Consider the following 24,532-nt stretch of genomic DNA (forward strand, 5'->3'; position numbering starts at 1 on the left):
CTCAGTTCTCCTCGATGTCAGTCGGCAATGGGCGCGGCAAGTCATCGCCGCTGGAGCCATCGAGCCAGTCGACCTTGGCCATCTTGCGCACCACGACAAACTCATCGCGGTTGCAACCGACCGTGCCGTAGTAGTTGAAACCGTAGGCCTGCTGGGCATAGCCGCCGATCATGTGGGTCGGCTTGAGCACCACGCGGGTCACCGAGTTGTGGTGGCCGCCACGGGTCTTGGTGGTTTCCGAACCCGGCACGTTCACGATGCGTTCCTGGGCGTGGTACATCATCACCATGCCTTCCTTGACGCGCTGGCTGACCACCGCACGGGCGGTCAATGCACCGTTGACGTTGAAGCATTCGATCCAGTCGTTGTCTTCGATGCCGGCACGCTTGGCGTCGATTTCCGAGAGCCACACGATCGGTCCGCCACGACTCAGGGTGAGCATCAGCAGGTTGTCGCTGTAGGTGCTGTGGATGCCCCACTTCTGGTGCGGGGTGATCCAGTTCAGCACAATCTCGGTCTCGCCATTGCTGCGCTTGCCCTTCACCCCTTCGATGGTGCGGGTGTTGACCGGTGGCCGGTAGCTCATCAACTGCTCGCCGAACGCCTGCATCCACGGGTGATCCTGGTAGAACTGCTGGCGGCCGGTGATGGTGCGCCATGGGATGTTTTCATGCACGTTGGTGTAGCCGGCGTTGTAGCTCACGTGCTCGTCTTCCAGGCCTGACCAGGTCGGGCTGGAGATGATCTTGCGCGGCTGCGCCTGGATGTCGCGGAAGCGAATCGCTTCGTGGGCCTTGGAGATCGCCAGGTGGCTGTGGTCGATGCCGGTGAATTCCGACAGCGCGGCCCAGGCTTTCAAGGCGACCTTGCCGTTGGTTTCCGGGGCCAGGGACAGGATCACTTCGGCGGCGTCGATGGCCGTGTCGATTTTCGGCCGGCCGTGGCTGATGCCCGCAGCGCTTTCGTGATGGTTCAGCTCGCCGAGGAACTCGACTTCTTCATCGGTGTTCCAGTTGATGCCCTTGCCGCCGTTGCCGAGTTTTTCCAGCATCGGACCCAGGGACGAGAACTGCTTGTAGATGTTCGGGTAGTCCCGCTCCACCACTGCCATGTTCGGCGCGTTCTTGCCCGGAACCGGCGCCACACCGGCGCTTTTCCAGTCGGTGCCGCCAAACGGCTGGGCCAGTTCGCCGACGCTGTCGTGCATCAACGGGACGGTGACCAGGTCTTGCTCCACGCCCAGGTGGCCGACCGACATGGCCGAGAACGCCTTGGCGATGCCCTTGTAGATTTCCCAGTCGGAGCGCGACTCCCACGCCGGGTCGATGGCCGCCGACAACGGGTGGATGAACGGGTGCATGTCCGAGGTGTTCATGTCGTCTTTTTCGTACCAGGTGGCGGTCGGCAAGACGATGTCGGAATACACGCAGGTGGAGGACATGCGGAAGTCCAGGGTGGTCACCAGGTCGAGCTTGCCGATGGCGCCGTCCTCGACCCATTCGGCCTCGGTGGGCTTGCATTCGGTACTGTGGCCGATGTCTTCGTTCATCACGCCGTTCTTGGTGCCCAACAGGTACTTGAGCATGTACTCATGGCCCTTGCCCGAGGAACCGAGCAGGTTGGAGCGCCAGATAAACATGTTGCGCGGGAAGTTCACCGGGCTGTCCGGCTGTTCGCAGGCGAAGCGCAGGCTGCCGTCCTGCCAGGACTTGACCACGTAGTCTTTCGGCGTCATGCCGGCGGCGGCCGCATCACGGCAGATGTGCAGCGGGTTGGTGTTGAGCTGTGGCGCACTCGGCAACCAGCCGGCGCGTTCGGCGCGGATGTTGTAGTCCAGGGCGTGTTCCGGGAATTGCGACTTGTCGGCCAGGGGCGAGAGCACGTCGTGCATGCTCATCTTCTCGTGGCGCCATTGCGAGCTGTGGCCGTAGAAGAAGCTGGTGCCGTTCATCTGGCGTGGCGGGCGGTTCCAGTCGAGGCCGAAGGCCAGGGGCAGCCAGCCGCATTGCGGGCGCAGTTTTTCCTGGCCGACGTAGTGGGCCCAACCGCCGCCGGTCTGGCCGACGCAACCGCAGAGCATGAGCATATTGATCAGCCCGCGGTAGTTCATGTCCATGTGGTACCAGTGGTTCATCGCCGCGCCGACGATGATCATCGAACGGCCCTTGGTCTTGTCGGCGTTGTCGGCGAACTCACGGGCGATCTGGATGGCTTTCTCGCGGCTGACGCCGGTGATCGCTTCCTGCCACGCCGGGGTGCCCGGCACGCTGGCGTCGTCGTAGTCCTTGGCCACGTTCTGGCCGCCCAGGCCACGGTCGATGGCCAGGTTGGCGGCGGACAAGTCGAACACCGTCGCCACTTTGGCCACGCTGCCGTCGGCCAGGGTCACGCTGTGCACCGGCACGCGGCGGAACTGCACGGCATCGCCAGCCACGTGCTGGAAGTGCTCGTGGGCTTCGCCGGCAAAATACGGGAAGGCCACTTCGGCGACGTCGTCACCGATCAGGCTGAGCTTGAGGTCGATGGGGCGGCCTTCACCGCCCTCCTTCGCGAGGATGTTCCACTTGCCCTTCTCGCCCCAGCGGTAGCCGATGGAGCCTTGTGGCGACACCAGTTCACCGCTCTCGTCGAGGGCGATGGTTTTCCATTCCGGGTTGTTGTCCTGGCCGAGGTTGCCGGTGAGGTCCGAGGCGCGCAGGAAGCGGTCAGGCTGGAAGCCGGCGCCAGGGGCGAACCCGGTCATCGGCTTGAGCATCACCAGTACCGGCAAGTCGGTAAAGCGCTTGGCGTAGTCGGTGAAGTAGGCGCTCGGTTTATCCAGGTGAAATTCCTTGAAGATCACATGGTTGAAGGCCTGGGCCAACGCGGCGTCGGTGCCCTGCTTGGGGTTGAGCCACAGGTCGGTGAGCTTGGCCACTTCCGAATAGTCCGGGGTGATGGCCACGGTCTTGGTGCCCTTGTAGCGCACCTCGGTGAAGAAGTGCGCGTCCGGGGTACGGGTCTGCGGGACGTTGGAACCCCAGGCGATGATGTAGTTGGAGTTGTACCAGTCGGCCGATTCCGGCACGTCGGTCTGCTCGCCCCACACCATCGGCGAGGCCGGTGGCAGGTCGCAGTACCAATCGTAGAAGCTCAGGCACACGCCGCCGATCAGCGACAGGTAACGCGAACCCGCCGCGTAGCTGACCATGGACATGGCCGGGATCGGCGAGAAGCCGACGATGCGGTCCGGGCCGTATTGCTTGATGGTGTAGACGTTGGAGGCGGCGATGATCTCGTTGACCTCTTCCCAGTTCGAGCGAATGAAACCGCCCATGCCGCGCTTGCTCTTGTACGAGTCGGCCTTGACCTTGTCCTCGACGATGCTCGCCCACGCCTCCACCGGCGACAGGGTCTGGCGCGCGTCACGCCACAGCTTGAGCAGCGGCTTGCGGATCTTCGGGTACTTGAGGCGGTTGGCGCTGTAGATGTACCAGCTGTAGCTGGCCCCCCGTGGGCAGCCGCGCGGCTCATGGTTGGGCAGGTCGTTGCGGGTGCGCGGGTAGTCGGTCTGCTGGGTTTCCCAGGTGATCAGGCCGTTCTTCACGTAGATCTTCCACGAGCACGAGCCGGTGCAGTTAACGCCGTGGGTGGAGCGCACGATCTTGTCGTACTGCCAGCGCGAGCGGTAGACGTTTTCCCAGTCGCGGGACTCCTTACGGGTCTCGCCGTGACCGTCGGAGAATTCGTTTTGCTTGCGGTTGAAGAACCGCAGTTGATCCAGTAAGTGACTCATGATGCTTTCCTCATCAGGCGTGCCGTGGGGTGCGTTGCCCCGCGAATTCGTGGTCGATCAGCAGGGTGTGGCGCAGCCTTTGCGGGCGTACCACCACCAGGTCACGACAATGCAGCTCAGGTAGAAACCGACAAACATGTAGAAGGCCATCGCCGGGCTGCCGGTGGCGGCCATGGATGTGCCGAAGGACTTGGGAATGAAGAACGCACCGAAGGCACCCATGGCCGAGCTGAAGCCCAGCACGGCGGCGGATTCCTTGCCGGCATCCTTGATCGCCTGCTCGCGCTCGGCGGCGGATTTACCGGCACTGGCCTTCTCGTGCTGGGTGCGAAAGATCACCGGGATCATGCGGAAGGTGGAGCCATTGCCGACGCCGGTGGTGATGAACAGCAGCATGAACATGCCGAGGAAACCGTAGAAGCTGCCGCCCTGCCCGTTCACCGGCAAAAAGTGCAGCACGCCGAACACCATCACGATCATCAGCACGAAGTTCCACAAGGTCACCCGTGCGCCGCCCAGCTTGTCCGCCAGCCAGCCGCCGAGTGGGCGCACCAGGGCACCGACCAGCGGGCCGAGGAAGGCGAATTTCAGCGCCACCACATCGGGGAACGAGGTCTTGATCAGCAGCGGGAACGCCGCCGAAAAGCCGATGAATGAGCCGAAGGTGGCCAGGTACAACCAGCACATCAGCCAGTTGTGCTTGCGCTTGAAGATCACCGCCTGCTCGCTGAACGAAGCGCGGGCGCTGGACAGGTCATTCATGCCGAACCAGGCCGCCACGGTGACGGTGAGGATAAACGGCACCCAGATGAAACCGGCGTTCTGCAGCCAGAGTTGACTGCCATCCGCCAAGGTCTGCGGTTGACCGCCCACCAGGCCGAACACGCCGAACGTGATCACCAGCGGCACGCAGAACTGCATCACCGACACCCCCAGGTTGCCGAGGCCGGCGTTCAGGCCCAGGGCCGTGCCTTGCTGCGACTTGGGGTAGAAGAAGCTGATGTTGGACATGCTCGAGGCGAAGTTGCCGCCGCCGAAACCGCACAGCAGCGCGATCAGTACAAACACGCTGTAGGGGGTGTTGGGGTCTTGCACCGCAAAGCCCATCCACAGCGACGGCAGCAGCAGCGACGCGGTGCTCAGGGCGGTCCAGCGGCGGCCGCCGAAGATCGGCACCATGAACGAGTAGAACACCCGCAAGGTGGCACCGGACAGGCCCGGCAACGCCGCCAGCCAGAACAACTGGTCGGTGGTGAACGTAAAGCCGATGGCGTTCAGGCGCACGATCACCGTGCTCCACACCATCCACACGGCGAAGGCCAGCAACAGCGCGGGAATCGAGATCCATAGGTTGCGGGTCGCGGTCTTCTTGCCGCTGGCGCCCCAGAACGCCGGGTCTTCAGGGCGCCAGTCGTGGATCACCGGCCCCGAGCCGGGCTTTTGCGCGATGGACATGTTCATTCTCCTTGGAGAGGTTGGGCGGTTTTGCCCAACAGCGGTTGCTTGCGCATTTCGCTGAAGTACATCCAGGTCAGGGACACCCAGACCACGCCGTACATCAACATGAAGCAGGACGAGCGCACGCCGGTGAGGTCCACCAGGGCGCCAAACAGGATCGGCAGCACAAAGCCGCCCAGGCCACCGGCCAGGCCGACGATGCCGGACACCGCGCCCATGTTCTGTGGGTAGTCATTGGCGATGTACTTGAACACCGAGGCCTTGCCGAACGCGAAGGCGATGCCCATCACAAACAACAGCACGGTGAACAGGGTGGCGTTGAGGCCGATGTGGAAATCCAGGGAACCGTTGACGGTCTGCACCTGCAATTGGGTCTGCGGGTAGCTGAGCAGGAACAGGCAGATCCAGCTCACCCACAGCACCCACCAGGTCACGCTCTGGGCACCCCAGCGGTCGGACATCCAGCCGCCCACCGCACGCAGCACGCCGCCGGGCAGGGAGAAACACGCGGCCAGCAGCGCGGCGCTTTGCAGGCTGAAGCCGTATTCCTGCACGTAGTACTTGGTCATCCACAGCGCCAGGGCCACATAGCCGCCGAATACAATCGAGTAGTACTGGCAGTAGCGCCACACGGCCGGGTCTTTCAGGCACAGCAACTGCTGGCGCAGGCTGGCGCCGCCAGCACTGCGGTGGGCCTTGTTTTCGCTGGTGAGGAACCAGAACAGCAGCGCGGTGATAAACAGGATCGCGCCGAACACCTTGGGCACCAGGTGCCAGGTGCCGAGGGCTATCAGCGCCGGGGCCAGAAACTTGGTGACGGCGGCGCCCGCGTTGCCGGCGCCGAACACGCCCATGGCAAAGCCCTGGTTCTCTTTGTCGAACCACTTGGCGACGTAGGCGATGCCCACCGAAAACGAACCGCCGGCCAGGCCGACGAACAGGCCCAGCACCAGGAACTGCCAATAGGCGGTGGCGTAGGTGATCAGGTACAGCGGCAGCACGCAGGCGAGCATCAACAGGAAGAACACGATGCGCCCGCCGAAGCGGTCAGTCAGCAGGCCCAGGGGCAGGCGCACCAGGGAGCCGGTCAACACCGGCGTGGCGGCCAACAGGCCGAACTGGGTTTCGTTGAGTTGCAGCAGCTCTTTGATGGGTACGCCCAACACGGCGAACATCATCCACACCATAAAGCAGACGGTGAAGGCGAGTGTGCTCATGCCCAGCACCAGGCCTTGTCTCATACGGGGTTGAGTCACGGTATGCGCTCCAGAAAGTGATTCCATGGGCGCAGGTTAGGGGCGACACCCCCGTGGAACTTGACCCAGGTCAACGTCCGCCTGGGGGGTATGGGGCTATGCTGGCCCCACATACCTCTAAGGAGGTAGTCCTAACAACAAGAGAAAGTCTTTATTTATCAATGGATTGGTCTCTTGTGCCGGCGTTTTCCCGTGGGAGGGTTGGCCGGCAACTCTTTAGAGGTAGTGCGCCAGGGATTGCGGTTTTTCAGCCCTTTTCCCTTTGCAGGTGCCGCCATGCAGGCTCTCAACCCCCTTCGATCACGCCGCCATGTTTAACTGGCTGCGCAGCTCCCTGCCCGCTCGCGCCGGCCTGGCGGTAATCCTGATCGCCATTCTCGCCCTTGCCAGCTCCTTGAGCGCCGGCTTGATCGCCTGGTTCAGCCAGGGCGACGCGGCCGCCATCAACACCGCCGGCTCGGTGCGCATGGAGACCTACCACCTCAGCTGGAAACTCGCCGCCGGGGCCCCTGCCGACGAGATCGACGCCATCACCCACAGCCTGCAAGGGCGCCTCGACAGCCAATCGCTCAAGGCGGTGCTCGAAGACGGCCCGCGCAGCGCCCTGCTGCAGAGCTACCAACAGATCCAGCAGCGCTGGGACACCGATCTGCGCCCGGCGCTGGCACGCGGCGACGCGGTGCTGTTCCAGGCCAGCGCACCGGAGTTCGTCGAGCAACTGAACCAATTCGTCAGCCTCCTGCAACAACACAGCGAACAGAAACAGGGCTGGCAGCAAGGCATCCAGGGCCTGGCACTGTTCAGCACGCTGATCATCCTGCTGATCGGCCTGTACGAATTGCAGTACGGCGTGGTCAACCCCCTGGAAGAACTGGTGCACGCGACCCGGCGCTTTCGTGATGGTGACTTCAAGACCCGGGTCAATCACCGTTCCGAGGATGAACTGGGGCAATTGGCCCTGAGCTTCAACGCCATGGCCGAGACCATTGAACACTCCCACCGCACCCTGGAGAGCCAGGTGCGGCAGAAAACCCTCAACCTGCAACAAGCCAACGCCGCCCTGGAGCTGCTTTACCAGAGCAGCCGCAGCCTGGCCACGCGCCTGGCGAACGCCGAGGGCCTGGATGAACTGATCCGGCGCTTCCAGAAACGCCTGCCGGGGTTGCGCCTGTCGCTGTGCCTGCAAGGGCACTTCCTGGCGCCGGCCCAGCAGATGCTCTCCCTGAATGGAGGGGATAGCCGCAACGTCTGCGCCATCGGTGATTGCGCAACGTGCCAAAAACAGAAAGTGGCGCTCCCCCAGGTATTCAGCATCAGCAACCAGGGCTCGGAACTGGGCGAACTCAAGGCCCACTTCGACGATGGCCATCCCCCCCAGGATTGGGAAAAACAACTGATCCAGGCCCTGGCCAACCTGATCGGCACCTCGCTGTCGCTCAAGCGCCAGCGTGAACAGGACCACCGCCTGCTGCTGCTCGACGAACGCACCATCATCGCCCGCGAACTGCACGATTCCCTGGCCCAGGCGCTGTCCTACATGAAGCTGCAGGTCAGCCGCATGCAAACCCTGATCCGCCGTGGCGAACCGGTGGAAACCCTGGCCACCGTCACCGCCGAACTGCGCGATGGCCTGAACAACGCCTACCGCCAACTGCGCGAATTGCTCACCACCTTCCGCCTGCAAATCCACGATGCCGGGCTGGTGCAGGAACTGCAGGAGACCGCCGAAGAGTTCTCGCGGCGTGGCGAGTTCCAGGTGCACCTGCATGTGGACGCCCTGGCCTTCCAACTGTCGGCCAGCGAACAGATCCACTTGTTGCAGGTCACCCGCGAGGCCCTGTCCAATTGCCTGCGCCATGCCCATGCGCAAAACGCCTGGCTGCAACTGCGCCAGGAAGGCGAGACCGTGAGCCTGAGCATCGAGGACGACGGCCGGGGCTTCTGCGGTGAGGTCGACACCCGCGAACACCACGGCCTGACCATCATGGACGAGCGCGCCCGCAGCCTGCATGGCCGCCTCGACATCAGCCCCCGCGAGCCCCAGGGCACCCGCGTGCAATTGCGTTTCCAACCGGAATTTCTCGGCCACTCCCTACAAGGCACCGCCTCATGAACACCCTCACCCGCCACCGTATCCTGCTGGTCGACGATCACCCGATGATGCGCCACGGCATGCGCCAGATGCTTGAACTGGAAGACGACCTGCAAGTGGTCGGCGAAGCCGGCAACGGCCAGGAAGCCCTGGACCAGATCGACACCCTGCAACCGGACCTGGTGCTGCTGGACAACAACATGCCGCACATGAACGGCCTCGAAACCCTGCGCCGCCTGCGCGCCATGAACTATGCCGGCAAGGTGCTGCTGTTTACCGTGTCCGACGCTGAAGACGATATTCGTGATGCGTTGCGCCTGGATGCCAATGGCTATCTGCTCAAGGACATGGAGCCGGAGTTGTTGATCCAGTACATCCGTGATGCGTTGCATGGCGCGTTGGTGATCAGCCCCGGCCTGACCCGCGTACTGGCCCAGGCCCTGCGCTCGCCGCAGCCCCATGGGGCAGTGGAATTGACCGAGCGCGAACGCCAGGTGCTGAGGACGATTGCCAGTGGGCACAGCAACAAGGTGATCGGGCATAAGCTGGGGATTACCGAGGGCACGGTGAAGGTGCATGTGAAGAATTTGCTGCATAAGCTGGGGTTGCGGTCGCGGGTGGAAGCGGCGGTTTGGGCGATGGAGCATTTGCGGCAGGCGGGGTGAGTTTGTTTGTGTACATATCCGTTGCTGCGGTCACGGCCGCTATGGGTTCCGCCCTTACGGCGGGTCACTTTGGAAAAGCCCCAAAGTAACCAAAGGGCTCTTGCCCCACCACTCGGTACCTCGCCTAGGCTCGGTATGCCCGAACGAAGGCTTGAATCCGTGGGCCGCCGTCATGGGCCATCCTTGGCCCAGGACGGCTAACCCGGCGTCCTGCCGGGTTACCCACGGATTCAAGCCTGCGTTCGGCCAGCGTGGTTAACGGGGCGCCTAAGATCAAGATCAAAAGCAGATCAAAAGCCAGAGCCAGATCAAAAGATTGCTGACTTCGTCAGCGGGTAAGGAAGTAGAAGCCACACCGCGTACGCTTCAAAGATCAGGTCGGCTTTAAGGCCGCCTCGCTTTGTTTTTGATTTGGGATCGCCCCGTCAAACACGCTGGCCGAACGCAGGCTTTGGAGCGTGGGTAACCCGGCAGGACGCCGGGTTAGCCGCACTGGGCCATGGATGGCCCATTGCGGCGGCCCACGCTCCAAAGCCTTCGTTCGGGCATACCGAGCCTAAGCGAGGTACCGAGTGTTGGGGCGAAGGCCTTTTGCTTACTTTTGGGCCTTTCCAAAAGTGAGCCGCTGTAAGAGCGGAACCATAGGTGGCCGTGACCGCAGCAATGGATATGTACTCATTCCAACCTCAAAAAAGCGGTCGGCCCAAAGGCCGCCACGGGAGCAAGCTCCCGTGACGGTCTGCCAGGCGAAACGTATTTAACGGGTTTATTGCGATTTAAGTGTGTGCGGGCTTGCTCGCGAAAGCGGTGGTTCAGTCAAAGATGTATTCACTGACACACCGCATTCGCGAGCAAGCCCGCTCCCACATTTTTCACACAAACCCCGCAAGAGGTACCCCCACAGAGGCATATCAACCCCGCCCCAAGCCCTCTACGCTAGCCCATTGCGGAGGCCCAACCATGCTCACCCATCCCCACATCGTGCTCACCCTGCGTCGCCATCACCTGTTCAGTCAGCTCCCGGAAAAAACCTTCCAGGACGTCTGCACCCTGGCCAATCTCAAGCGCCTGCCCGGCCATGCGCCCTTGATGCATCAGGGCGACGCGGCCGAGCGTTTTTTCCTGCTGGTCAGCGGCCAGATCAAGCTGCACCGGGTCACGGGTGAAGGCCAGGAACATCTGGTGGAAGTCATCCAGCCCGGCCAGACCTTTGCCGAAGCGCTGCTGTTCACCCAGGCCAAGGCCTATCCGGTGAGCGCCACCGCGCTCAAGGACAGCGTGCTGGTCAGCATCGAAGGCCAGCACTACCGCCGGGCCCTGGAAGACCAGCCGAAAATCTGCGTGGCGATCCTGGCCAGCATGAGCATCCACCTGCATCAGCGCCTCAAGGACATCGACACCCTGACCCTGGCCAACGCCAGCCGTCGGGTGATCAACTTCCTGTTCCAGGAGCGCGATGCGCTGAGTGGCGAGGTGGTGCTGCAAGTGCCCAAGCGCCTGGTGGCGTCGAAGCTGGGGATCCAGCCGGAGACCTTTTCAAGGATCCTGCACCGGCTGGTGGAAGGCGGGTTGATCGAGGTGCAGCGGCGCACCATTCGAATCCTCTGCGAAGAACAGTTGATGGGCTATCAGGCCGGCTGATCAGTGCCCGCTATGGCCCGCTGACGCCCGCCCCGCCCGCTCCAGATTCCGCCACAACCAGGGCGGCAACACATCCGGGTCCAAACTGTCGATCAGATTCTTCAACCCCAGCCCCAATTCCGTATCCCCCTCAATCACCAACCGGCGGCGAAAGAACAGCGTATCCGGATCTTCCTGGCGGCTGGCCAGCAACAGAAACTCCCGCCAATTACCACTGATGCTGACCTGCGCCTCAGCCTTTTGCGCAATCCGCAACCCATCCCGCCCCAGGGTCAGGTACCAGCACAACCCCAGGTCAGGAATACGCAAACACAGCCAACGCCCGCGCAGCAGGTCAAACCCGCCGTCGCGCAGGGGTTCGGCCAGGCAGCGGTTGAGGGCCTGCTGCAAGACCAGGCGCTGTACGCCAAACGGCACACGGCGAATCAATGGCAACAACCGGTCGGCACCCTTGAGCAGCCATGGTTTACGACTCAGCACAGGCCCACCTCCTCAACCCGCAACATGCCCGCCTGGCCGTGCCAGTAGCCGTTGCAGCCTTCGACATACAGCGGCGGCGTAGCGCCCTGGCGTACCTGGTCGTAGGCACGCACCACCTCGACCATGCCCTCGGCCCGTGGGCTCAGGCGCAACAGATCGGCACCGCTGGACACCAGGCCGGGGTAATCGGCCAGCAGGTTGGTAACGTCGGCGGACATGGTCTGGATGCCATTCAAGGTGAACAGCGCCTGCCCTTCCTGGCTGGTCAGTGGCATGCCGTCGGGGTAGTTGCTGCAGCAGAACTGGCAATCGTCCTTGGGGCGGTTTTCCGCGCGGGCGGTGAAGCAACGCGCCGAGTAGGCCAGGGGCAAATGGCCGTAGGCGAAGATCTCCACTTCGGGCAATGGCCGGCCCAATTCGCGCACCTGTTCCAGCACGTCGGCGATCAAGCCCTGGGAGCACTCCACCGGCGGCACCCAGCGCTGCATGCCGGCGTCGAGCAGTTGCACCAGGGCTTGACCGTTGTAGAGGTTGAGCGCCGGGCCGCCGACAAAGGGCAATTTGCGTTCGATCAGCATCTGCACCGCGCCCATGTCGTTGGCCTCCACCAGCCACTCGCCGTTGTCGCACAGGCGGCGCAGGCTCGACAGTTCGGAGGCGGCTTCGATCAAGGTCAGGCTCGACAACACGATCTGCGCCGGGCTGCAGGTCTGCAGCTCCCGCCCCAGGCCCAACCAACGGTCCAGGGAAAACGCGCGGCGCTTGGCACACACGGTTTCGCCCAGGTAAATCACGTCCAGGGGCAAGCCGGCCATGTCCGAGTAGAAGCGCCCCAGGTGTTCCTTATCCCAATAAAACAGCACCGGTCCCAGGCTGAGTTTCATCTGTGTCTCCTCACTGCCATGCACGATGGTAGGCGCCGAGTGTGGTCTGGCTGCCTTCGGATAACCCGGCCAGCACCTGGCGCCATTGGTCCTTGACCACAAAGCTGGCCGGTGCGCTGCGGTGGGCGTCGAGCGCGGCGCGCCAGACCCGGGTGACTTGTTCCACATACGCCGGGCTGCGTTGGCGGCCTTCGATCTTGACCGCTTCGACGCCGATGGCGCTGAGCTCCGGCAGCAGGTCGAGGGTGTCGAGGCTGGTGGGTTCTTCGAGGGCATGGAAGCGTTTGCCGCCGACCAGGAAGCGGCCCTTGCACAGGGTCGGGTAACCGGCGGGTTCGTCGGCGGTATAGCGGTCGATCAGTACTTCGCTCAGGCGCGCACTCAAGCCCTCGGCATCTTCGCTCCAGCGCACCGCCTTGGCCGGCGAGCACACGCCGCACAGGTTCGGCGACTCGCCGGTGATATAGGAAGACAGGTGGCAACGCCCCTCGGCCATGATGCACAGGCTGCCAAAACCGAACACTTCGATGGGCACCGGGCTGCTCGCAGCCACCTGCTTGACCTGGGCCAGGGACAGCACACGGGGCAATACCGCGCGGCGAATGCCATAGCGTTCGGCATAGAACTTCAGCGCCGCCGCGTGGGTGGCCGAGCCCTGTACCGACAGGTGCAAGGCCATGTGCGGATGCTGGCGGCTGGCGTAGTCGAGCACGCCGGGGTCGGCGGCGATCAGGGCGTCCACGCCGTGGTCCGCCGCGCGGTCGACGGCGCGTTGCCAGCGCGCCCAGATCTTCGGTTGCGGGTAGGTGTTGACCGCCACGTACAGCTTGCGCTGGTGCTGGCGAATAAAGGCGACGGCACCGTCGAACTGTTTGTCGTCCATGTTCAACCCGGCAAAGTGCCGGGCATTGGTGTCATCGCGAAAACCGACATACACCGCATCGGCGCCTTGACGCACAGCGGCTTTAAGCGCAGGCAGGTTGCCTGCCGGGCAGACCAGTTGCATGGGGGCTCCTCAGAGAAATTCAGCGAAAGACACAAACGGCACCGGTTCATCCTTGAGCACCTGGTGCTCACGCTCGACGATCACCAGGCCATCGGCCCAACAGGCGGCGGTGAGCATCGCCGAGCTTTGCTGGGGGTGCAGCACGGCGCGCAATTGCCCGTCCTCGCCAGGGCTCAGGCGTGCACGCAGGTACTGGCGGCGCTTGTTGGGCTTGAGCCATTCGAACGCGGCCGGCACCTGGATCGGCACCGGCAACACCCGCTCCACCCCTTGGGCGCGCAGCAGGAACGGGCGCACCACCACCAGCGCGGTGATCAGCGCCGCCGACGGGTTACCGGGCAGGCCCAGCCACGGCTTGCCCGCCACTTCGCCAAATGCCAGGGGTTTGCCGGGCTGGATCGCCAGGCGCCAGAAGTCCACGCGACCGAGCGCTTCGATGGCCTGCTTGAGATGGTCCTCCTCCCCCACCGACACCCCCGCCGAGGTCAGCAACAGGTCGCATTCGGACGAGGCCAGGGCCAGGGCATCACGGCTGGCGGCCAACTCATCGGCCATCACCCCGTAGTCGTGCACGTCCACGCCCCAGCCACGCAACAACGCGGCCAGGGCATAGCGGTTGCTGTTGTAGATCTGCCCCGGCACCAGCGCCTCGCCCGGATCACGCAACTCGTTGCCGCTGCTGAGCAGGCACACCCGCAACGGGCGATAGACTTTCAACCGAGGAATGCCCGCCGAGGCGAGCAAGCCGATATCCTGGGCGCGCAGGCGCTTGCCGACGGCGATCAGGGTCTGCCCGCGCTGCAGCTCTTCACCCTGCTTGCGCACGTGCTCGCCGAGACGTACCGGCGGGCACCAGATGCGCTGGCCGTACAGGCGGCAACGCTCCTGGGCCACCACCGTGTCAGCGCCAGGCGGTAGCGGCGCACCGGTAAAGATGCGCACGGCCTGCCCGGCCTGCACGCTCACCTTGCTGTGCTGCCCCGCCGCAATGCGCCCGGCGAGCATCAGGTAGCCGCCTTCGGCCGGCACGTCCTCGGCGCGCAGGGCGTAGCCGTCCATGGCGCTGTTGTCGAAACCGGGCAAATCCAGGGGCGAGAACAGCTCTTCAGCGACCACCCGCCCCAGCGCCTGCTCCAGGCCAATCACCTGGGTGCTCGGCGGCGGCGGCGCCTGGGCCAGCAGCGTGGCGATGGCCTCGTCCACCGGCATCAGGTGGCCGCTGTCACACACCGAGACACTCATGAACGCGACTCGCAGGCTTGCAGGATTTGCTCAGGCTGGGGCTTGAGGTGCGGCACGAAGTTGCACGGGCCGGTGCGGCTGTCCAACTGCCCCGCCAGGATCTGGTCCCAGCCGGTGCGACACGCCCCCGGCGAGCCCGGCATGCAGCACACCAGCACGCCGTTGCTGATGCCGGCCAACGCGCGGGACTGCACGGTGGAAGTGCCGATTTCGGCCAGGGACACCTGGCGGAACAGCTCACCGAAGCCTTCGACATGTTTGTCCAGCAACGGCAACACCGCCTGGGGCGTGTTGTCGCGGGCGGTGAAACCGGTACCGCCGGTCATCAGCACCACTTGCACCTCGGGGTCCGCGATCCACAGGGAGACTTGCGCACGAATCTGGTAGATATCGTCGATCACCAGGCCACGGTCGATGAGCACATGCCCGGCACTTTCGAGGCGGTCCACCAGGGTCTGGCCGGAGGTGTCGGTGTCGAGGGTACGGGTGTCACTGATGGTCAGCACGGCGATGTTCAGGGGCACGAAATTGCGTTGTTTCAAATGGGCCATGATCAAGGCTCCAGGCGTCAAGAAAGTTGCCGTCAGCCTGCGCCGCAACGGGCGCAGGGCCTATTCCTCCAAGGAGGTATCTCGTTCAGGGGGCCAGGCGCGTGCGCTGCCAAATGCCCGCGTGCAGGCGGTAGTCGAGACGGTCATGCAGACGGTCGGGCCGGCCCTGCCAGAACTCGATGCGCTGCGGCTGCAGGCGGTAGCCGCCCCAATGCTCGGGGCGTGGCGGTTGCTGCCCGGCGAAACGCTCGGTGACCTCACGCAGGCGGCTTTCCAGCTCGCTGCGATGGCCAAGGGGCTGGCTTTGCGGCGACGCCCAGGCGCCCAACTGGCTGGCGGCCGGGCGTGCATCGAAATAATCGTCCGACAGCTGCGCATCCGCCCGCACCACCGGGCCTTCGATACGCACCTGACGCTCCAGCCCCGGCCAGAAAAACGTCATGGCCGCATGGGGATTGCTCGCCAACTCCTGGCCCTTGGCACTCTGGTAATGGCCGAAAAAGAAAAAACCCTCGGCGCTGAAACCCTTGAGCAGCAAGATGCGGCAATGCGCATGGCCCTGGCTGTCCACGGTGGCCAGCGCCATGCTATTGGCCTCCGCCGGAGGCACCTCGGTTTTGCGCGCCTGATCCAGCCACTGACCGAACAGCACCAGGGGATCGTCCTGCGCCAAGTCATCACGCAAACCATAAAGGGTGTAGTTACGGCGCAATTGCGCAAGAGACAAGGGCATGACACGGTCCTCCAGAAAGTTCGCTACAGTGTGGGAACTACCGCGCCGTTATCCCTTGACCACGATCAACATTCACCCGTGGCATGACGCCGCATGTGATCGCTTGAGGTGTGGGGTTCTACACAACGGATCGCGTTGCTGTTGCTGTTGCTCTGGCTCTGGCTCTGGCTCTGGCTCTGGCTTTTGATCTTGATCCTAGGCGCCCCGTCAAACACGCTGGCCGAACGCAGGCTTGAATCCGTGGGTAACCCGGCAGGACGCCGGGTTAGCCGTCCTGGGCCAGGGATGGCCCATGACGGCGGCCCACGGATTCAAGCCTGCGTTCGGGCACACCGAGCCTAGGCGAGGTGCCGAGTGTTGGGGCAAGAGCCCTTTTGGTTACTTTTGGGGCTCTTTTCCAAAAGTGACCCGCTGTAAGAGCGGAACCCTAAGTGGCCGTTACCGCAGCAACGGATATGTACTCATTCCAACCCCAGCAAATGGTCGGTCCAGAGGACCCATCGGGAGCAAGTCGAATCGTCGCACCGCCCCTCCCACATTTGATCTCTATACATCAGGTCCCTATCAGCCTGCCAGATCAGCGCAACATCAACTTGGCCAGAATCACGATCACGACCATATGCCCCAGGATGCTGCGACGAATCCACGTCGCACGCCTCGGGCTCAAGCGCTGATGGCCCAGCAGGTACGCCAGCCACAGGTAATGGCCGATGATGCTCAGGGCCAGCAAAATTTTCAGGCTCAGCAGCGCCCCGAAATGGCTGGCCCAGGGCACCGCCAACAGCCCGCGATAGTGCCAGGCCAGGCCGATGCCGGCGCCGTACAGCAACACCACCACGCCGTGCAGTACCTGGCGCGAACGCCGTGCAATGGCGTGGTCGGAGGTGAACTGCGCCGACCAGGCCAATTCCTCACGGGCGCTGTGCCAGATCACTACTTCGAAAAACAGCGTGCCGATAAACGCAATCGCCGCCAGCAAATGCACGATCAACAAGGTGGAATAGAGCATGACGTCCCCCTAGCCTGGATGCCCATCGACCCGCGCCTGCCACAGCATCGGGCCATACCGCCACAGGTACAGGCCGAGCCCGAGGGTCCAGCACACACCCGCCAGCCACAACGCGGCCATCGGCAACAGCAGGACCAGCACCACCCGGCACACACACGCCAGGTTCAGCAGCCCAAAGGCCAGGGTCATCCCGACCGGCGGCTGCAACGGGCGGCCGGTGTGGCCCAGGCTGACGCGGGCGATCATGGCCAGGATCAGCCCGGCCATGGCGCCGATGGTCAATGCATGCACGGCCAGGCTGGGATTGAGCGGCGCACCGCAGTGCCACAGCGCCATGCCCAGGCAGGCCACGGCCAGCCAGGCATACGCCAGGTGCAATGACCACAGCAACGGCACGCGCCACAGGCCGCGATCATGCCAGCGGACCAGGCGGACCAGGTGCCCCAACCCGAGGGCGGCGAACAGCAGGCCGATCCACAGGTTGGCGCCCAATGCAGGCCCTGCGGCATACAGCACGGCGATCAGCAGCGAGCCGCCAAGCAATATAAGGTCCAGCCACACCCAGGGTTTGACCGCTTCGACCCGGCCCAAACCGCGCTGGGTGAAAAACGGAATCACCCGTCCGCCGATCAGGCCCATCATCGCCGCCACCAGCCACAGGCCTGTGAGCACCGCTTGGCGTTGCAGGCCGGGGTCATTGCGCAGCAAGCCATACAGCGACAGCGCATCGGCCACGGTCAACAGCGCCAGCACCAGCACAATCGGGTAATTACGCTTCTGTCTTACCTGCCAGAGGGTCCAGCCCATCACTGCGGCGACAGCCAGGGGAAAGGTCAGCTCCAGCACCGCCAACAGCGGCCAGTGCAGGTTGAACAACCACCCCAGGCGCGCCGCCAGCCACACGCCGGCAAGCAGCGCCAGGGCGTTGCCGCTGATGCCCGGACGGCCGGTCCAGGTCTGCACTGCCGTGAGCAGGAAGCCGGCGATAATCGCCAGGCCAAAGCCGAACAGCAGCTCATGGCGATGCCAGGCCAGCCAGCCGCCCGCCGGCTGCCAGCTGCCGAGGTGACCGCCCAGGGCCAGCAGCCACAGGGGGATTGCCAGCGTCGCCAATACACAGGCGCCGAGGAAGAATGGCCGGAAGGCCAGGCGAAACAACGGGGTAATCGACATGGCCTTGCGCCGATCGAGCACTTGCATGACACGGTCTCCCTTCAGGACTGCGGCAATCTTGCGCCGATACCTGCGCGTTGCCCTTGTCGTAGATCAAGTCGCAAACCCACTTCAACGCTTACGCTTGCGCTCACTGTAGGAGCGAGCTTGCTCGCGAAGAACGTTAACGATGACGCGGGCATCCTGATTAAACGCGGTGTCTGTGGGTTTTTCGCGAGCAAGCTCGCTCCTACAACACCTTTAGCATGCTTTGGAGCCATGATGAAAAACGCCTATGTCCCCCTCGCCTGGTTTGTGATCCTCGGCTCCATGCTGGCCGCCGCCAGCGGGCTTTCGCTGGTGCTGGTGTGAACGCGCCGCTGCTGTTCAAGGAACCGGGCATGGTGCTGCATCGCGTGCACCACCAGATCCTGCGCAGCCATCACCTGTTCGAACCGCTGAACGACGAAGAACTCAACGAGCTGATGGGCAACAGCCAGTTGCTGAGTATCGACAAAGGCGAGCCGCTGTTCCGCCAGGGCGAACCGGCCGATGCGTTTTACTTCGTGATTGCCGGTGCGGTGAAGATCTACCGTTTGACCCCCGACGGCCAGGAGAAGGTCTTCGAAGTGATCGGCGAGCGCCAGACCTTCGCCGAGGCCATGATGCTGATGGACACCCCCAACTACGTGGCCTGCGCCGAAGCGGTGTGCCCCACCCAGTTGTACCGTTTGTCCAACGCCACCTACATGCGCCTGCTGCACAGCAACAGCCGCCTGACCTTCGCCCTGCTCGGCACGTTGTGCGTGCGCCTGCACCAGCGGGTCAACGAGATCGAGACCCTGTCGCTGAAAAACGCCACCCACCGCGTGGTGCGCTACCTGCTGACCCAACTGATGCGCCTGCACAGCACCGAGGCCACCTTCGAACTGCCCATGGCCAAGCAGTTGATTGCCGGGCATCTGTCGATCCAGCCGGAAACCTTTTCGCGGATTATCCGGCGCCTGATCGATGAAAAGATCATCACCCAGGACGGACGTCAGATCGCCATTCTGGACCGGCTGCGCCTGGAGCAATTCGAGTGAAAACCTGTCTGTACTGCCAGCAGCGCAATGCCGACAAGCATCAGCAGTGCACGGATTGCGGTATGGCCCTGCCCGCCTCGGACGCCGGCATACAGGCCCTTCGCTTGCGGCGTTTCCAGTGGTTCTGCCTGAGCCTGACGCTGTTTTGCATCGCGATGTTCTTCTGGTTGCCGCGCGACTTCTACTGACCCTCGGTCAGTTGCCGGTACAGCTGGGGCAACCGCAGCGGCAGCTGCTCCGGCTGGCGGATCAGGGTGTAGCCATGGGCACCGAACATATAGGGCAAATAGTCCCCGGCCTGTCTGTCGATGGTGATGCAGAACGGAATCAGGCCCTGGCGCCGCGCCTCGACCACTGCCTGGCGGGTGTCTTCGACCCCGTAGCGGCCCTCATACAGATCCAGGTCATTGGGTTTGCCATCGGTCAGTAGCAACAACAACTTGCGCCGCTGTTTGCACGCGCCCAGCAACTGGGTGGCCTGGCGAATCGCGGCGCCCATGCGCGTGTAGTACCCCGGTTTGAGGGCCTGGATGCAGCCGCGCGTGCGGTCGTCATAGACTTGCTCGAAGGTCTTGAGCTGGTGCAGGCGCACCTGATGGCGGCGCAGGGACGAGAAGCCATACAACGCAAACGCATCCCCCAGCCCGTCCAGGCTTTCGCCGAACAGCAACAGGCTGTCGCGGATCACGTCGATGACCTTTTGCTCGTCGTTCAAATGCGCGTCGGTGGACATTGACAGGTCCGCCAGCAGCAGGCATGCCAGGTCGCGTCGGGTGTGACGTTGCTCCTGGTACAAGCCGCGTTCGGTGCAGGCGCCGTGTTGGCGTTGCACGTAAAAATCCACCCAGGCTTGCAGGTCCAGCTCCGCGCCCTGGGGTTGCTGGCGCAGCCATTGGCGGTCGGTGCGCAGTTGCTGGAACTGGCGGCGCAGGCGCTGGGCCGGGCCGAGTAATCGGGCTGGTAACGGTTGCGGTGCATCGGCACGTGGCTGCATCCGTTGCAGATTGACGAAACCGGGTTGCAGGCATTGTTGACGGTAATCCCACTCGGGCAGCTTGATGCCCTCGCCGAGGGGGATGTCATCCACTTCGGCAGGAGGCAGGTCGAGGTGCAGCTTCAAGCCGCCACTCTTGCGCACGCGCTGGCGCGACAGGCTCAACTGGTCGAGGTCTTCGGCGACGCGGGCGGCGTCCGGGTCCTCACTGTCGTCGGCCCAGCGATCGAGGTCGACGTGCTCGGTCCAGCTGAACAGGTTTTCCAGGCGCACCACCAGCAGGCCGCCATCACGGCTGTGATCATCCACACGGCAGGCACGTTTGGGCGCGCCCTGCTGCTCCCCGGACGGGGTGGCGAGGTCGTCGCCGTCGTCTTCAAGGTCGAGGGCCTGGGGCGTGTCCAGGTGCAACGGCGGGTAAAGCCATAAGGGCAACGGCCAGGCGGCGCGTTCGCTGCGGGGTAAATGGCGCACGCTGCCGGGCTCGCGCAGGGCCTTGCGCAAGGCTTTTTCCAGGGCAGCTTCAGCGGGGCTCAGGCTGGCCGGGTCGGGGCGCAGCGTAATATGGGCGTCCACCAGGCGCTGGTAACTGGGCAACAGCGCCGGGTAGCGTTGCAGCAGCAGCCAGGTCCAGCGCTGGTTGTCCCGGGCCCAATGGGCCATGGGGCCTGCATGGGCGGCCAGCAGCGCCAGCCAGCGGTACAGCTCCCGGTTCAAGGCGACGGTGGGGTACACCGCCAGGCTCGACGGCAGGCGCAGGCGGTTGCCATCGCAGGAGGCCAGCGGCGCATGCCGGCAGGTGCCGGCGATGCGCATCAACAGGTTGCGGCGCAGCAGCAGGTCGCGTTCGCTGGCGGCTTCGAGGGCGATCCCGCTGGCACCGCCCAAGGCGCGAAACAATACGGCGAGGCTGCGCTGGCGGTCGACCAGCTCGACCCGCGCCGCCGGGAAATCGGCGCTGGCGCGGCGGGTGATAAAGCGGTGCCAGGCACTGCCGATCCATTCTTCCAATTCAAGGGTAAAGGCCATGGGATGGGCTCCAACTGTTTGATATTTGACAGGCACACTGCAGTCAAAATGTGGGAGGGGCGGTGCGACGATTCGACTTGCTCCCGTGGCGGCCTCTGGGCCGACCATTTGCTGGGGTTGGAATGAGTACATATCCGTTGCTGCGGTAACGGCGACTTAGGGTTCCGCCCTTACGGCGGGTCACTTTTGGAAAAGAGCCCCAAAAGTAACCAAAAAGGCTCTTGCCCCAACACTCGGCACCTCGCCTAGGCTCGGTGTGCCCGAACGCAGGCTTGAATCCGTGGGCCGCCGTCATGGGCCATCCTTGGCCCAGGACGGCTAACCCGGCGTCCTGCCGGGTTACCCACGGATTCAAGCCTGCGTTCGGCCAGCGTGTTTGACGGGGCGCCTAGGATCAAGATCAAAAGCCAGAGCAAAAGCAGAGCAAAAGCAGAGCAAAAGCAGAGCAAAAGCAGAGCATGGTTACTTTTGGCGCTCTTCCAAAAGTGACCCGCTGTAAGAGCGGAACCCTAAGCAGCCGTTACCGCAGCAACGGATATGTACTCACCCCCCAAAAAGCGGTCGGCCCAGAGGCCGCCATCGGGGGCAAGTCGAATCGTCGCACCGCCCCTCCCACATTTGGACCGCATTACTTCAGTAGACGATCGGCACCGGCGCTCCAGCCATCCGGGCGCGTTGCCGGAAGCTGCATAGGTAGCAGACCAGCCCGAGCAGGAACACCACCCCACTGACCAACCGCGCCCAGAACAGTCCCTGCAAATGCTCCACCGTGGCCATGAACGGCAAGGCCACCCCGTCCACCTGCCAGCGTTGCAGCCAGACTTGCACGGCGCCGGCGGCGGTGAGGAACAGCGTGATCATCACCATCGACAGCACCATCAGCCAGAAGCCCCGGATTTCGAGGGTTTGCGAACGCGCGTCCGGCGCTTCACCGATACCGCGCAGGCGGGGCATGGCGTAGCTGATCAGGGTCATCACGATCATTGCGTAGGCACCGAAGAACGCCAGGTGCCCGTGGGCAGCGGTGAGTTGGGTGCCGTGGGTGTAGAAGTTGACCGGTGCCAGGGTGTGCAGGAACCCCCACACGCCTGCGCCGAAGAACGCCGTGACCGTGGTGCCCTTGGCCCACAACGTCGCCGCGCGATTCGGGTGCTGGCGCCGACGTTGCTTCACCATGGTGAAGGCGAACATCACCATCGCCAGGAACGGCAGCGGCTCCAGGGCCGAAAAGATCGAACCGACCCACAGCCACACCTCGGGCGCGCCGATCCAGAAGAAGTGGTGACCGGTACCGATGATCCCGGTGATCAAGGCCATGGCGATGATCACGTACAGCCATTTCTCCACCACTTCGCGGTCGACGCCGGTGACCTTGATCAGCACGAAGGCCAGCATCGAGCCCATGATCAGCTCCCACACACCTTCGACCCACAGATGCACCACCCACCACCAGTAGAACTTGTCACGCGCCAGGTTGCCGGGGTTGTAGAAAGAGAACAGGAAGAACACCGCGAGACCAATCAACCCGGTCATCATCACCATGCTGACGGTGGTCTTGCGGCCCTTGAGCAGGGTCATGCCGATGTTGTACAGAAAGCCCAGGCACACCACGACGATGCCCATTTTGGTAATGGTCGGTTGCTCCAGGAACTCACGACCCATGGTCGGCAGCAGCTCGTTGTGGGTCAGCCTGGCCAGCGCCGCATACGGCACCATCAGGTAGCCGAGGATGGTCAACACCCCGGCGGCGGCGAACACCCAGAACAGGATGATCGCCAGTTTCGGGCTGTGCAGCTCGCGTTCGGCCTCCTCGGGTATCAGGTAGTAAGCCGCGCCCATAAAGCCGAACAGCAGCCACACGATCAGCAGGTTGGTGTGGACCATCCGTGCCACGTTGAAGGGGATCAACGGGAACAGAAAGTCGCCGATGACGTATTGCAGGCCCATGATCAAACCGAACAGCACCTGACCGAGAAACAGGATCAGGGCGAACACAAAGTAGGGTTTGGCCACGGCCTGGGATTGGAATTTCAAGTATGGATTGGCACTGCGCATGGCTCAGCCCTCCTTGTTCGGTGGCCAGTTATTGGTATTGATCTTCGAGCTCCATTTGAGGAACTCGGCCATATCGTCCACCTCCTGGTCACTGAGATTGAATTGCGGCATGGCCCGCCGCCCCGGTACACCCAGGGGCTGCATTTTCATCCAGGCATGCAGGAACGGCTTGAACCCTTCTTCGCCGCCCCGGCGCTTGAACACATTGCCCAACTCCGGCGCGAAATAAGCGCCCTCGCCCAGCAAGGTGTGGCAGCCGACGCAGTTGTTGCGCTCCCAGACGCCCTTGCCGCGCACGACGGATTCGCTGAGTTGGTCGACGTTGCTGCGGGCGGGAAAGGTTTGTTCGGTGTGGTAGGTCAGGGCCAGGAAAATCAGGAAGAAGAACACGCTTCCTCCGAAGTAGATATTCCTGGCCATGCCCTTGGTGAAGGTCTCTGACATGGTCGCTTCCTCATTGCTTGGCCAGGGGATGATAGGGAGGTGGGGGGTGAAAACTGCTTGATGGCGATCAAGAAATGTTGATGGTTTTGGTGGGGTATTTTTTTGGGAGGGGGTTGGGTACATATCCGTTATTAAGGTAACGGCGGCCTATGGTTCCGCTCTTACAGCGGGTCACTTTTGGAAGAGCGCCAAAAGTAACCACCAAAAACGCTTCGCCCCAACACTCGGCACCTCGCCTAGGCTCGGTGTGCCCTCACTCCGGCTTTGGAGCCGACCGGAGCTGGGTCTGGTGTACTCGGTAAAAAGTGTGGGAGGGGGCTTGCCCCCGATGAGGGAGTGTCAGTTGGTGGATTTGGTACTGAGCCACTGCAATCGGGGGCAAGTCGAATCGTCGCACCGCCCCTCCCACATTTGGATCTCCATATATCAGATGGACCTCGGTCTGCTTTTGCTCTGCTTTTGATCTTGATCCTAGGCGCCCCGTCAAACACGCTGGCCGAACGCAGGCTTGAATCCGTGGGCAACCCGGCAGGACGCCGGGTTAGCCGTCCTGGGCCAAGGATGGCCCATGACGGCGGCCCACGGATTCAAGCCGGAGTGAGGGTATGCCGAGCCTAGGCGAGGCACCGAGTGTTGGGGCAAGAGCCCTTTGGTTACTTTGGGCTGGGCCGGCATTCCGGCTCTTTTCCAAAGTGACCCGCTGTAAGAGCGGAACCATAGGCCGCCGTTACCGAAAAAACGGATATGTACTCAGCCCAACCAACGCGATCAACACCCCCACCCACCCCACCATCACAAACCGCCACAACCACGGCCCACGCCGCAATTCCATAAACCCATCCACAATCACCCATCCCTTGACCACCGCCAGCAACAACACCCCCCACCACAACCCGGACGCCCCCGTCAGTACAGTGCCAACGCTCAGCACCACCAACATCAGCCAACACAGGATCAGCGTCCGGGAACCCGTCATACACA

The 24,532-nt window shown here is 63.3% G+C and carries 21 protein-coding genes; 6 read left to right on the forward strand and 15 right to left on the reverse strand.

The window, feature by feature from the left end:
- Position 1: 1 nt before the first annotated feature.
- Genes BLW22_RS16545 through BLW22_RS16555 form a run of 3 tightly spaced genes read right to left on the reverse strand, consistent with a single transcriptional unit; the run spans position 2 to position 6,489 of the window.
- Positions 2-3,775 carry a nitrate reductase subunit alpha gene (locus BLW22_RS16545; RefSeq protein ID WP_074847054.1) on the reverse strand — a complete coding sequence of 1,258 codons (3,774 nt, stop codon included), beginning with the start codon at positions 3,773-3,775 and terminating at the stop codon, positions 2-4.
- A 57-nt stretch (positions 3,776-3,832) separates the two neighbouring features.
- The gene (locus tag BLW22_RS16550; protein ID WP_065924652.1) at positions 3,833-5,230 is read right to left on the reverse strand and encodes a NarK family nitrate/nitrite MFS transporter; all 1,398 of its coding nucleotides are present in this window, start codon (positions 5,228-5,230) and stop codon (positions 3,833-3,835) included.
- Positions 5,231-5,232: 2 nt separating this feature from the next.
- Entirely contained in the window at positions 5,233-6,489 is a 1,257-nt protein-coding gene (locus BLW22_RS16555; RefSeq protein WP_074847055.1) for an MFS transporter, read from the reverse strand.
- 310 nt (positions 6,490-6,799) lie between these two features.
- Here BLW22_RS16555 and BLW22_RS16560 point away from each other — a divergent pair, with 310 nt between their 5' ends.
- The 3 genes from BLW22_RS16560 to BLW22_RS16580 all read left to right on the forward strand — a co-directional run bounded on the left by BLW22_RS16560 (position 6,800) and on the right by BLW22_RS16580 (position 10,887).
- Complete coding sequence (locus BLW22_RS16560; RefSeq protein ID WP_065948139.1) at positions 6,800-8,602, forward strand: HAMP domain-containing protein; 1,803 nt, start codon at positions 6,800-6,802, stop codon at positions 8,600-8,602.
- Positions 8,599-9,246, forward strand: coding sequence for a two-component system response regulator NarL (gene narL / locus BLW22_RS16565; RefSeq protein WP_074847056.1), 648 nt, complete (start codon positions 8,599-8,601; stop codon positions 9,244-9,246). Before BLW22_RS16560 ends, narL begins: the two co-directional genes overlap by 4 nt.
- 960 nt (positions 9,247-10,206) lie before the next feature.
- Positions 10,207-10,887, forward strand: coding sequence for a Crp/Fnr family transcriptional regulator (locus BLW22_RS16580; protein ID WP_074847058.1), 681 nt, complete (start codon positions 10,207-10,209; stop codon positions 10,885-10,887).
- On the opposite strand, the gene ubiT is transcribed toward BLW22_RS16580, so the two are convergent.
- The 8 genes from ubiT to BLW22_RS16625 all read right to left on the reverse strand — a co-directional run bounded on the left by ubiT (position 10,888) and on the right by BLW22_RS16625 (position 17,992).
- Positions 10,888-11,367 carry a ubiquinone anaerobic biosynthesis accessory factor UbiT gene (ubiT, locus tag BLW22_RS16585; protein WP_065924647.1) on the reverse strand — a complete coding sequence of 160 codons (480 nt, stop codon included), beginning with the start codon at positions 11,365-11,367 and terminating at the stop codon, positions 10,888-10,890.
- On the reverse strand, positions 11,361-12,251 hold the full coding sequence (locus BLW22_RS16590) for a U32 family peptidase (protein ID WP_074847059.1): 891 nt from the start codon (positions 12,249-12,251) through the stop codon (positions 11,361-11,363). Before BLW22_RS16590 ends, ubiT begins: the two co-directional genes overlap by 7 nt.
- Before the next feature lie 10 nt (positions 12,252-12,261).
- A complete protein-coding gene (ubiU, locus tag BLW22_RS16595; protein ID WP_065948136.1) occupies positions 12,262-13,257 on the reverse strand; it encodes a ubiquinone anaerobic biosynthesis protein UbiU in 996 nt (331 codons plus the stop codon).
- Positions 13,258-13,266: 9 nt separating this feature from the next.
- Positions 13,267-14,499, reverse strand: coding sequence for a molybdopterin molybdotransferase MoeA (locus tag BLW22_RS16600; RefSeq protein ID WP_074847060.1), 1,233 nt, complete (start codon positions 14,497-14,499; stop codon positions 13,267-13,269).
- Positions 14,496-15,050 (reverse strand): molybdenum cofactor biosynthesis protein B, encoded by a 555-nt coding sequence (gene moaB / locus BLW22_RS16605; RefSeq protein WP_074847061.1) that lies wholly within the window; start codon positions 15,048-15,050, stop codon positions 14,496-14,498. Before moaB ends, BLW22_RS16600 begins: the two co-directional genes overlap by 4 nt.
- An 85-nt stretch (positions 15,051-15,135) precedes the next feature.
- On the reverse strand, positions 15,136-15,783 hold the full coding sequence (gene pdxH / locus BLW22_RS16610) for a pyridoxamine 5'-phosphate oxidase (protein WP_074847062.1): 648 nt from the start codon (positions 15,781-15,783) through the stop codon (positions 15,136-15,138).
- 577 nt (positions 15,784-16,360) lie between these two features.
- On the reverse strand, positions 16,361-16,792 hold the full coding sequence (locus BLW22_RS16620) for a hypothetical protein (RefSeq protein WP_074847063.1): 432 nt from the start codon (positions 16,790-16,792) through the stop codon (positions 16,361-16,363).
- Positions 16,793-16,801: 9 nt separating this feature from the next.
- Positions 16,802-17,992: an NnrS family protein gene (locus tag BLW22_RS16625; RefSeq protein WP_074847064.1), complete on the reverse strand. Its 1,191-nt coding sequence runs from the start codon at positions 17,990-17,992 to the stop codon at positions 16,802-16,804.
- A 120-nt stretch (positions 17,993-18,112) separates the two neighbouring features.
- Between BLW22_RS16625 and BLW22_RS34545 the strand changes: the two genes are divergently transcribed.
- The 3 genes from BLW22_RS34545 to BLW22_RS16640 are packed head-to-tail and all read left to right on the forward strand — an operon-like array spanning position 18,113 to position 19,217.
- On the forward strand, positions 18,113-18,316 hold the full coding sequence (locus BLW22_RS34545; RefSeq protein WP_137212229.1) for a hypothetical protein: 204 nt from the start codon (positions 18,113-18,115) through the stop codon (positions 18,314-18,316).
- 29 nt (positions 18,317-18,345) lie between these two features.
- Positions 18,346-19,029 carry a Crp/Fnr family transcriptional regulator gene (locus BLW22_RS16635; protein WP_065948311.1) on the forward strand — a complete coding sequence of 228 codons (684 nt, stop codon included), beginning with the start codon at positions 18,346-18,348 and terminating at the stop codon, positions 19,027-19,029.
- Complete coding sequence (locus tag BLW22_RS16640; protein ID WP_065924640.1) at positions 19,026-19,217, forward strand: protein DnrP; 192 nt, start codon at positions 19,026-19,028, stop codon at positions 19,215-19,217. The genes BLW22_RS16635 and BLW22_RS16640 overlap by 4 nt, the downstream gene beginning before the upstream one ends.
- Here the strand turns inward: BLW22_RS16640 and BLW22_RS16645 are convergent.
- From BLW22_RS16645 to BLW22_RS16665, 4 genes are all read right to left on the reverse strand, one after another.
- Positions 19,211-21,052, reverse strand: a complete 1,842-nt coding sequence (locus BLW22_RS16645) for a nitric oxide reductase activation protein NorD (protein ID WP_074847066.1) — start codon at positions 21,050-21,052, stop codon at positions 19,211-19,213. The genes BLW22_RS16640 and BLW22_RS16645 overlap by 7 nt on opposite strands.
- Before the next feature lie 633 nt (positions 21,053-21,685).
- Positions 21,686-23,107: a cbb3-type cytochrome c oxidase subunit I gene (locus BLW22_RS16655; RefSeq protein WP_074847068.1), complete on the reverse strand. Its 1,422-nt coding sequence runs from the start codon at positions 23,105-23,107 to the stop codon at positions 21,686-21,688.
- A 3-nt stretch (positions 23,108-23,110) separates the two neighbouring features.
- Entirely contained in the window at positions 23,111-23,551 is a 441-nt protein-coding gene (locus BLW22_RS16660; protein WP_074847069.1) for a c-type cytochrome, read from the reverse strand.
- Positions 23,552-24,278: 727 nt separating this feature from the next.
- Positions 24,279-24,527, reverse strand: coding sequence for a cytochrome C oxidase subunit IV family protein (locus BLW22_RS16665; protein ID WP_074847070.1), 249 nt, complete (start codon positions 24,525-24,527; stop codon positions 24,279-24,281).
- Positions 24,528-24,532 lie beyond the last annotated feature (5 nt).

Origin of the sequence: Pseudomonas marginalis, assembly GCF_900105325.1 — a bacterium.
GTDB lineage: Bacteria > Pseudomonadota > Gammaproteobacteria > Pseudomonadales > Pseudomonadaceae > Aquipseudomonas > Aquipseudomonas marginalis.

Coding starts and splice junctions, on each gene's coding strand:
- pdxH (WP_074847062.1), bottom strand. CDS start 15,783: ATGCCCTTGTCTCTTGCGCAATTGCGCCGTAACTACACCCTTTATGGT.
- ubiU (WP_065948136.1), bottom strand. CDS start 13,257: ATGCAACTGGTCTGCCCGGCAGGCAACCTGCCTGCGCTTAAAGCCGCT.
- BLW22_RS16625 (WP_074847064.1), bottom strand. CDS start 17,992: ATGCAAGTGCTCGATCGGCGCAAGGCCATGTCGATTACCCCGTTGTTT.
- BLW22_RS16590 (WP_074847059.1), bottom strand. CDS start 12,251: ATGAAACTCAGCCTGGGACCGGTGCTGTTTTATTGGGATAAGGAACAC.
- BLW22_RS16545 (WP_074847054.1), bottom strand. CDS start 3,775: ATGAGTCACTTACTGGATCAACTGCGGTTCTTCAACCGCAAGCAAAAC.
- BLW22_RS16635 (WP_065948311.1), top strand. CDS start 18,346: ATGGTGCTGCATCGCGTGCACCACCAGATCCTGCGCAGCCATCACCTG.
- BLW22_RS16645 (WP_074847066.1), bottom strand. CDS start 21,052: ATGGCCTTTACCCTTGAATTGGAAGAATGGATCGGCAGTGCCTGGCAC.
- BLW22_RS16560 (WP_065948139.1), top strand. CDS start 6,800: ATGTTTAACTGGCTGCGCAGCTCCCTGCCCGCTCGCGCCGGCCTGGCG.
- moaB (WP_074847061.1), bottom strand. CDS start 15,050: ATGGCCCATTTGAAACAACGCAATTTCGTGCCCCTGAACATCGCCGTG.
- BLW22_RS16660 (WP_074847069.1), bottom strand. CDS start 23,551: ATGTCAGAGACCTTCACCAAGGGCATGGCCAGGAATATCTACTTCGGA.
- BLW22_RS16600 (WP_074847060.1), bottom strand. CDS start 14,499: ATGAGTGTCTCGGTGTGTGACAGCGGCCACCTGATGCCGGTGGACGAG.
- BLW22_RS16665 (WP_074847070.1), bottom strand. CDS start 24,527: ATGACGGGTTCCCGGACGCTGATCCTGTGTTGGCTGATGTTGGTGGTG.
- BLW22_RS16580 (WP_074847058.1), top strand. CDS start 10,207: ATGCTCACCCATCCCCACATCGTGCTCACCCTGCGTCGCCATCACCTG.
- BLW22_RS16550 (WP_065924652.1), bottom strand. CDS start 5,230: ATGTCCATCGCGCAAAAGCCCGGCTCGGGGCCGGTGATCCACGACTGG.
- BLW22_RS16655 (WP_074847068.1), bottom strand. CDS start 23,107: ATGCGCAGTGCCAATCCATACTTGAAATTCCAATCCCAGGCCGTGGCC.
- narL (WP_074847056.1), top strand. CDS start 8,599: ATGAACACCCTCACCCGCCACCGTATCCTGCTGGTCGACGATCACCCG.
- BLW22_RS16620 (WP_074847063.1), bottom strand. CDS start 16,792: ATGCTCTATTCCACCTTGTTGATCGTGCATTTGCTGGCGGCGATTGCG.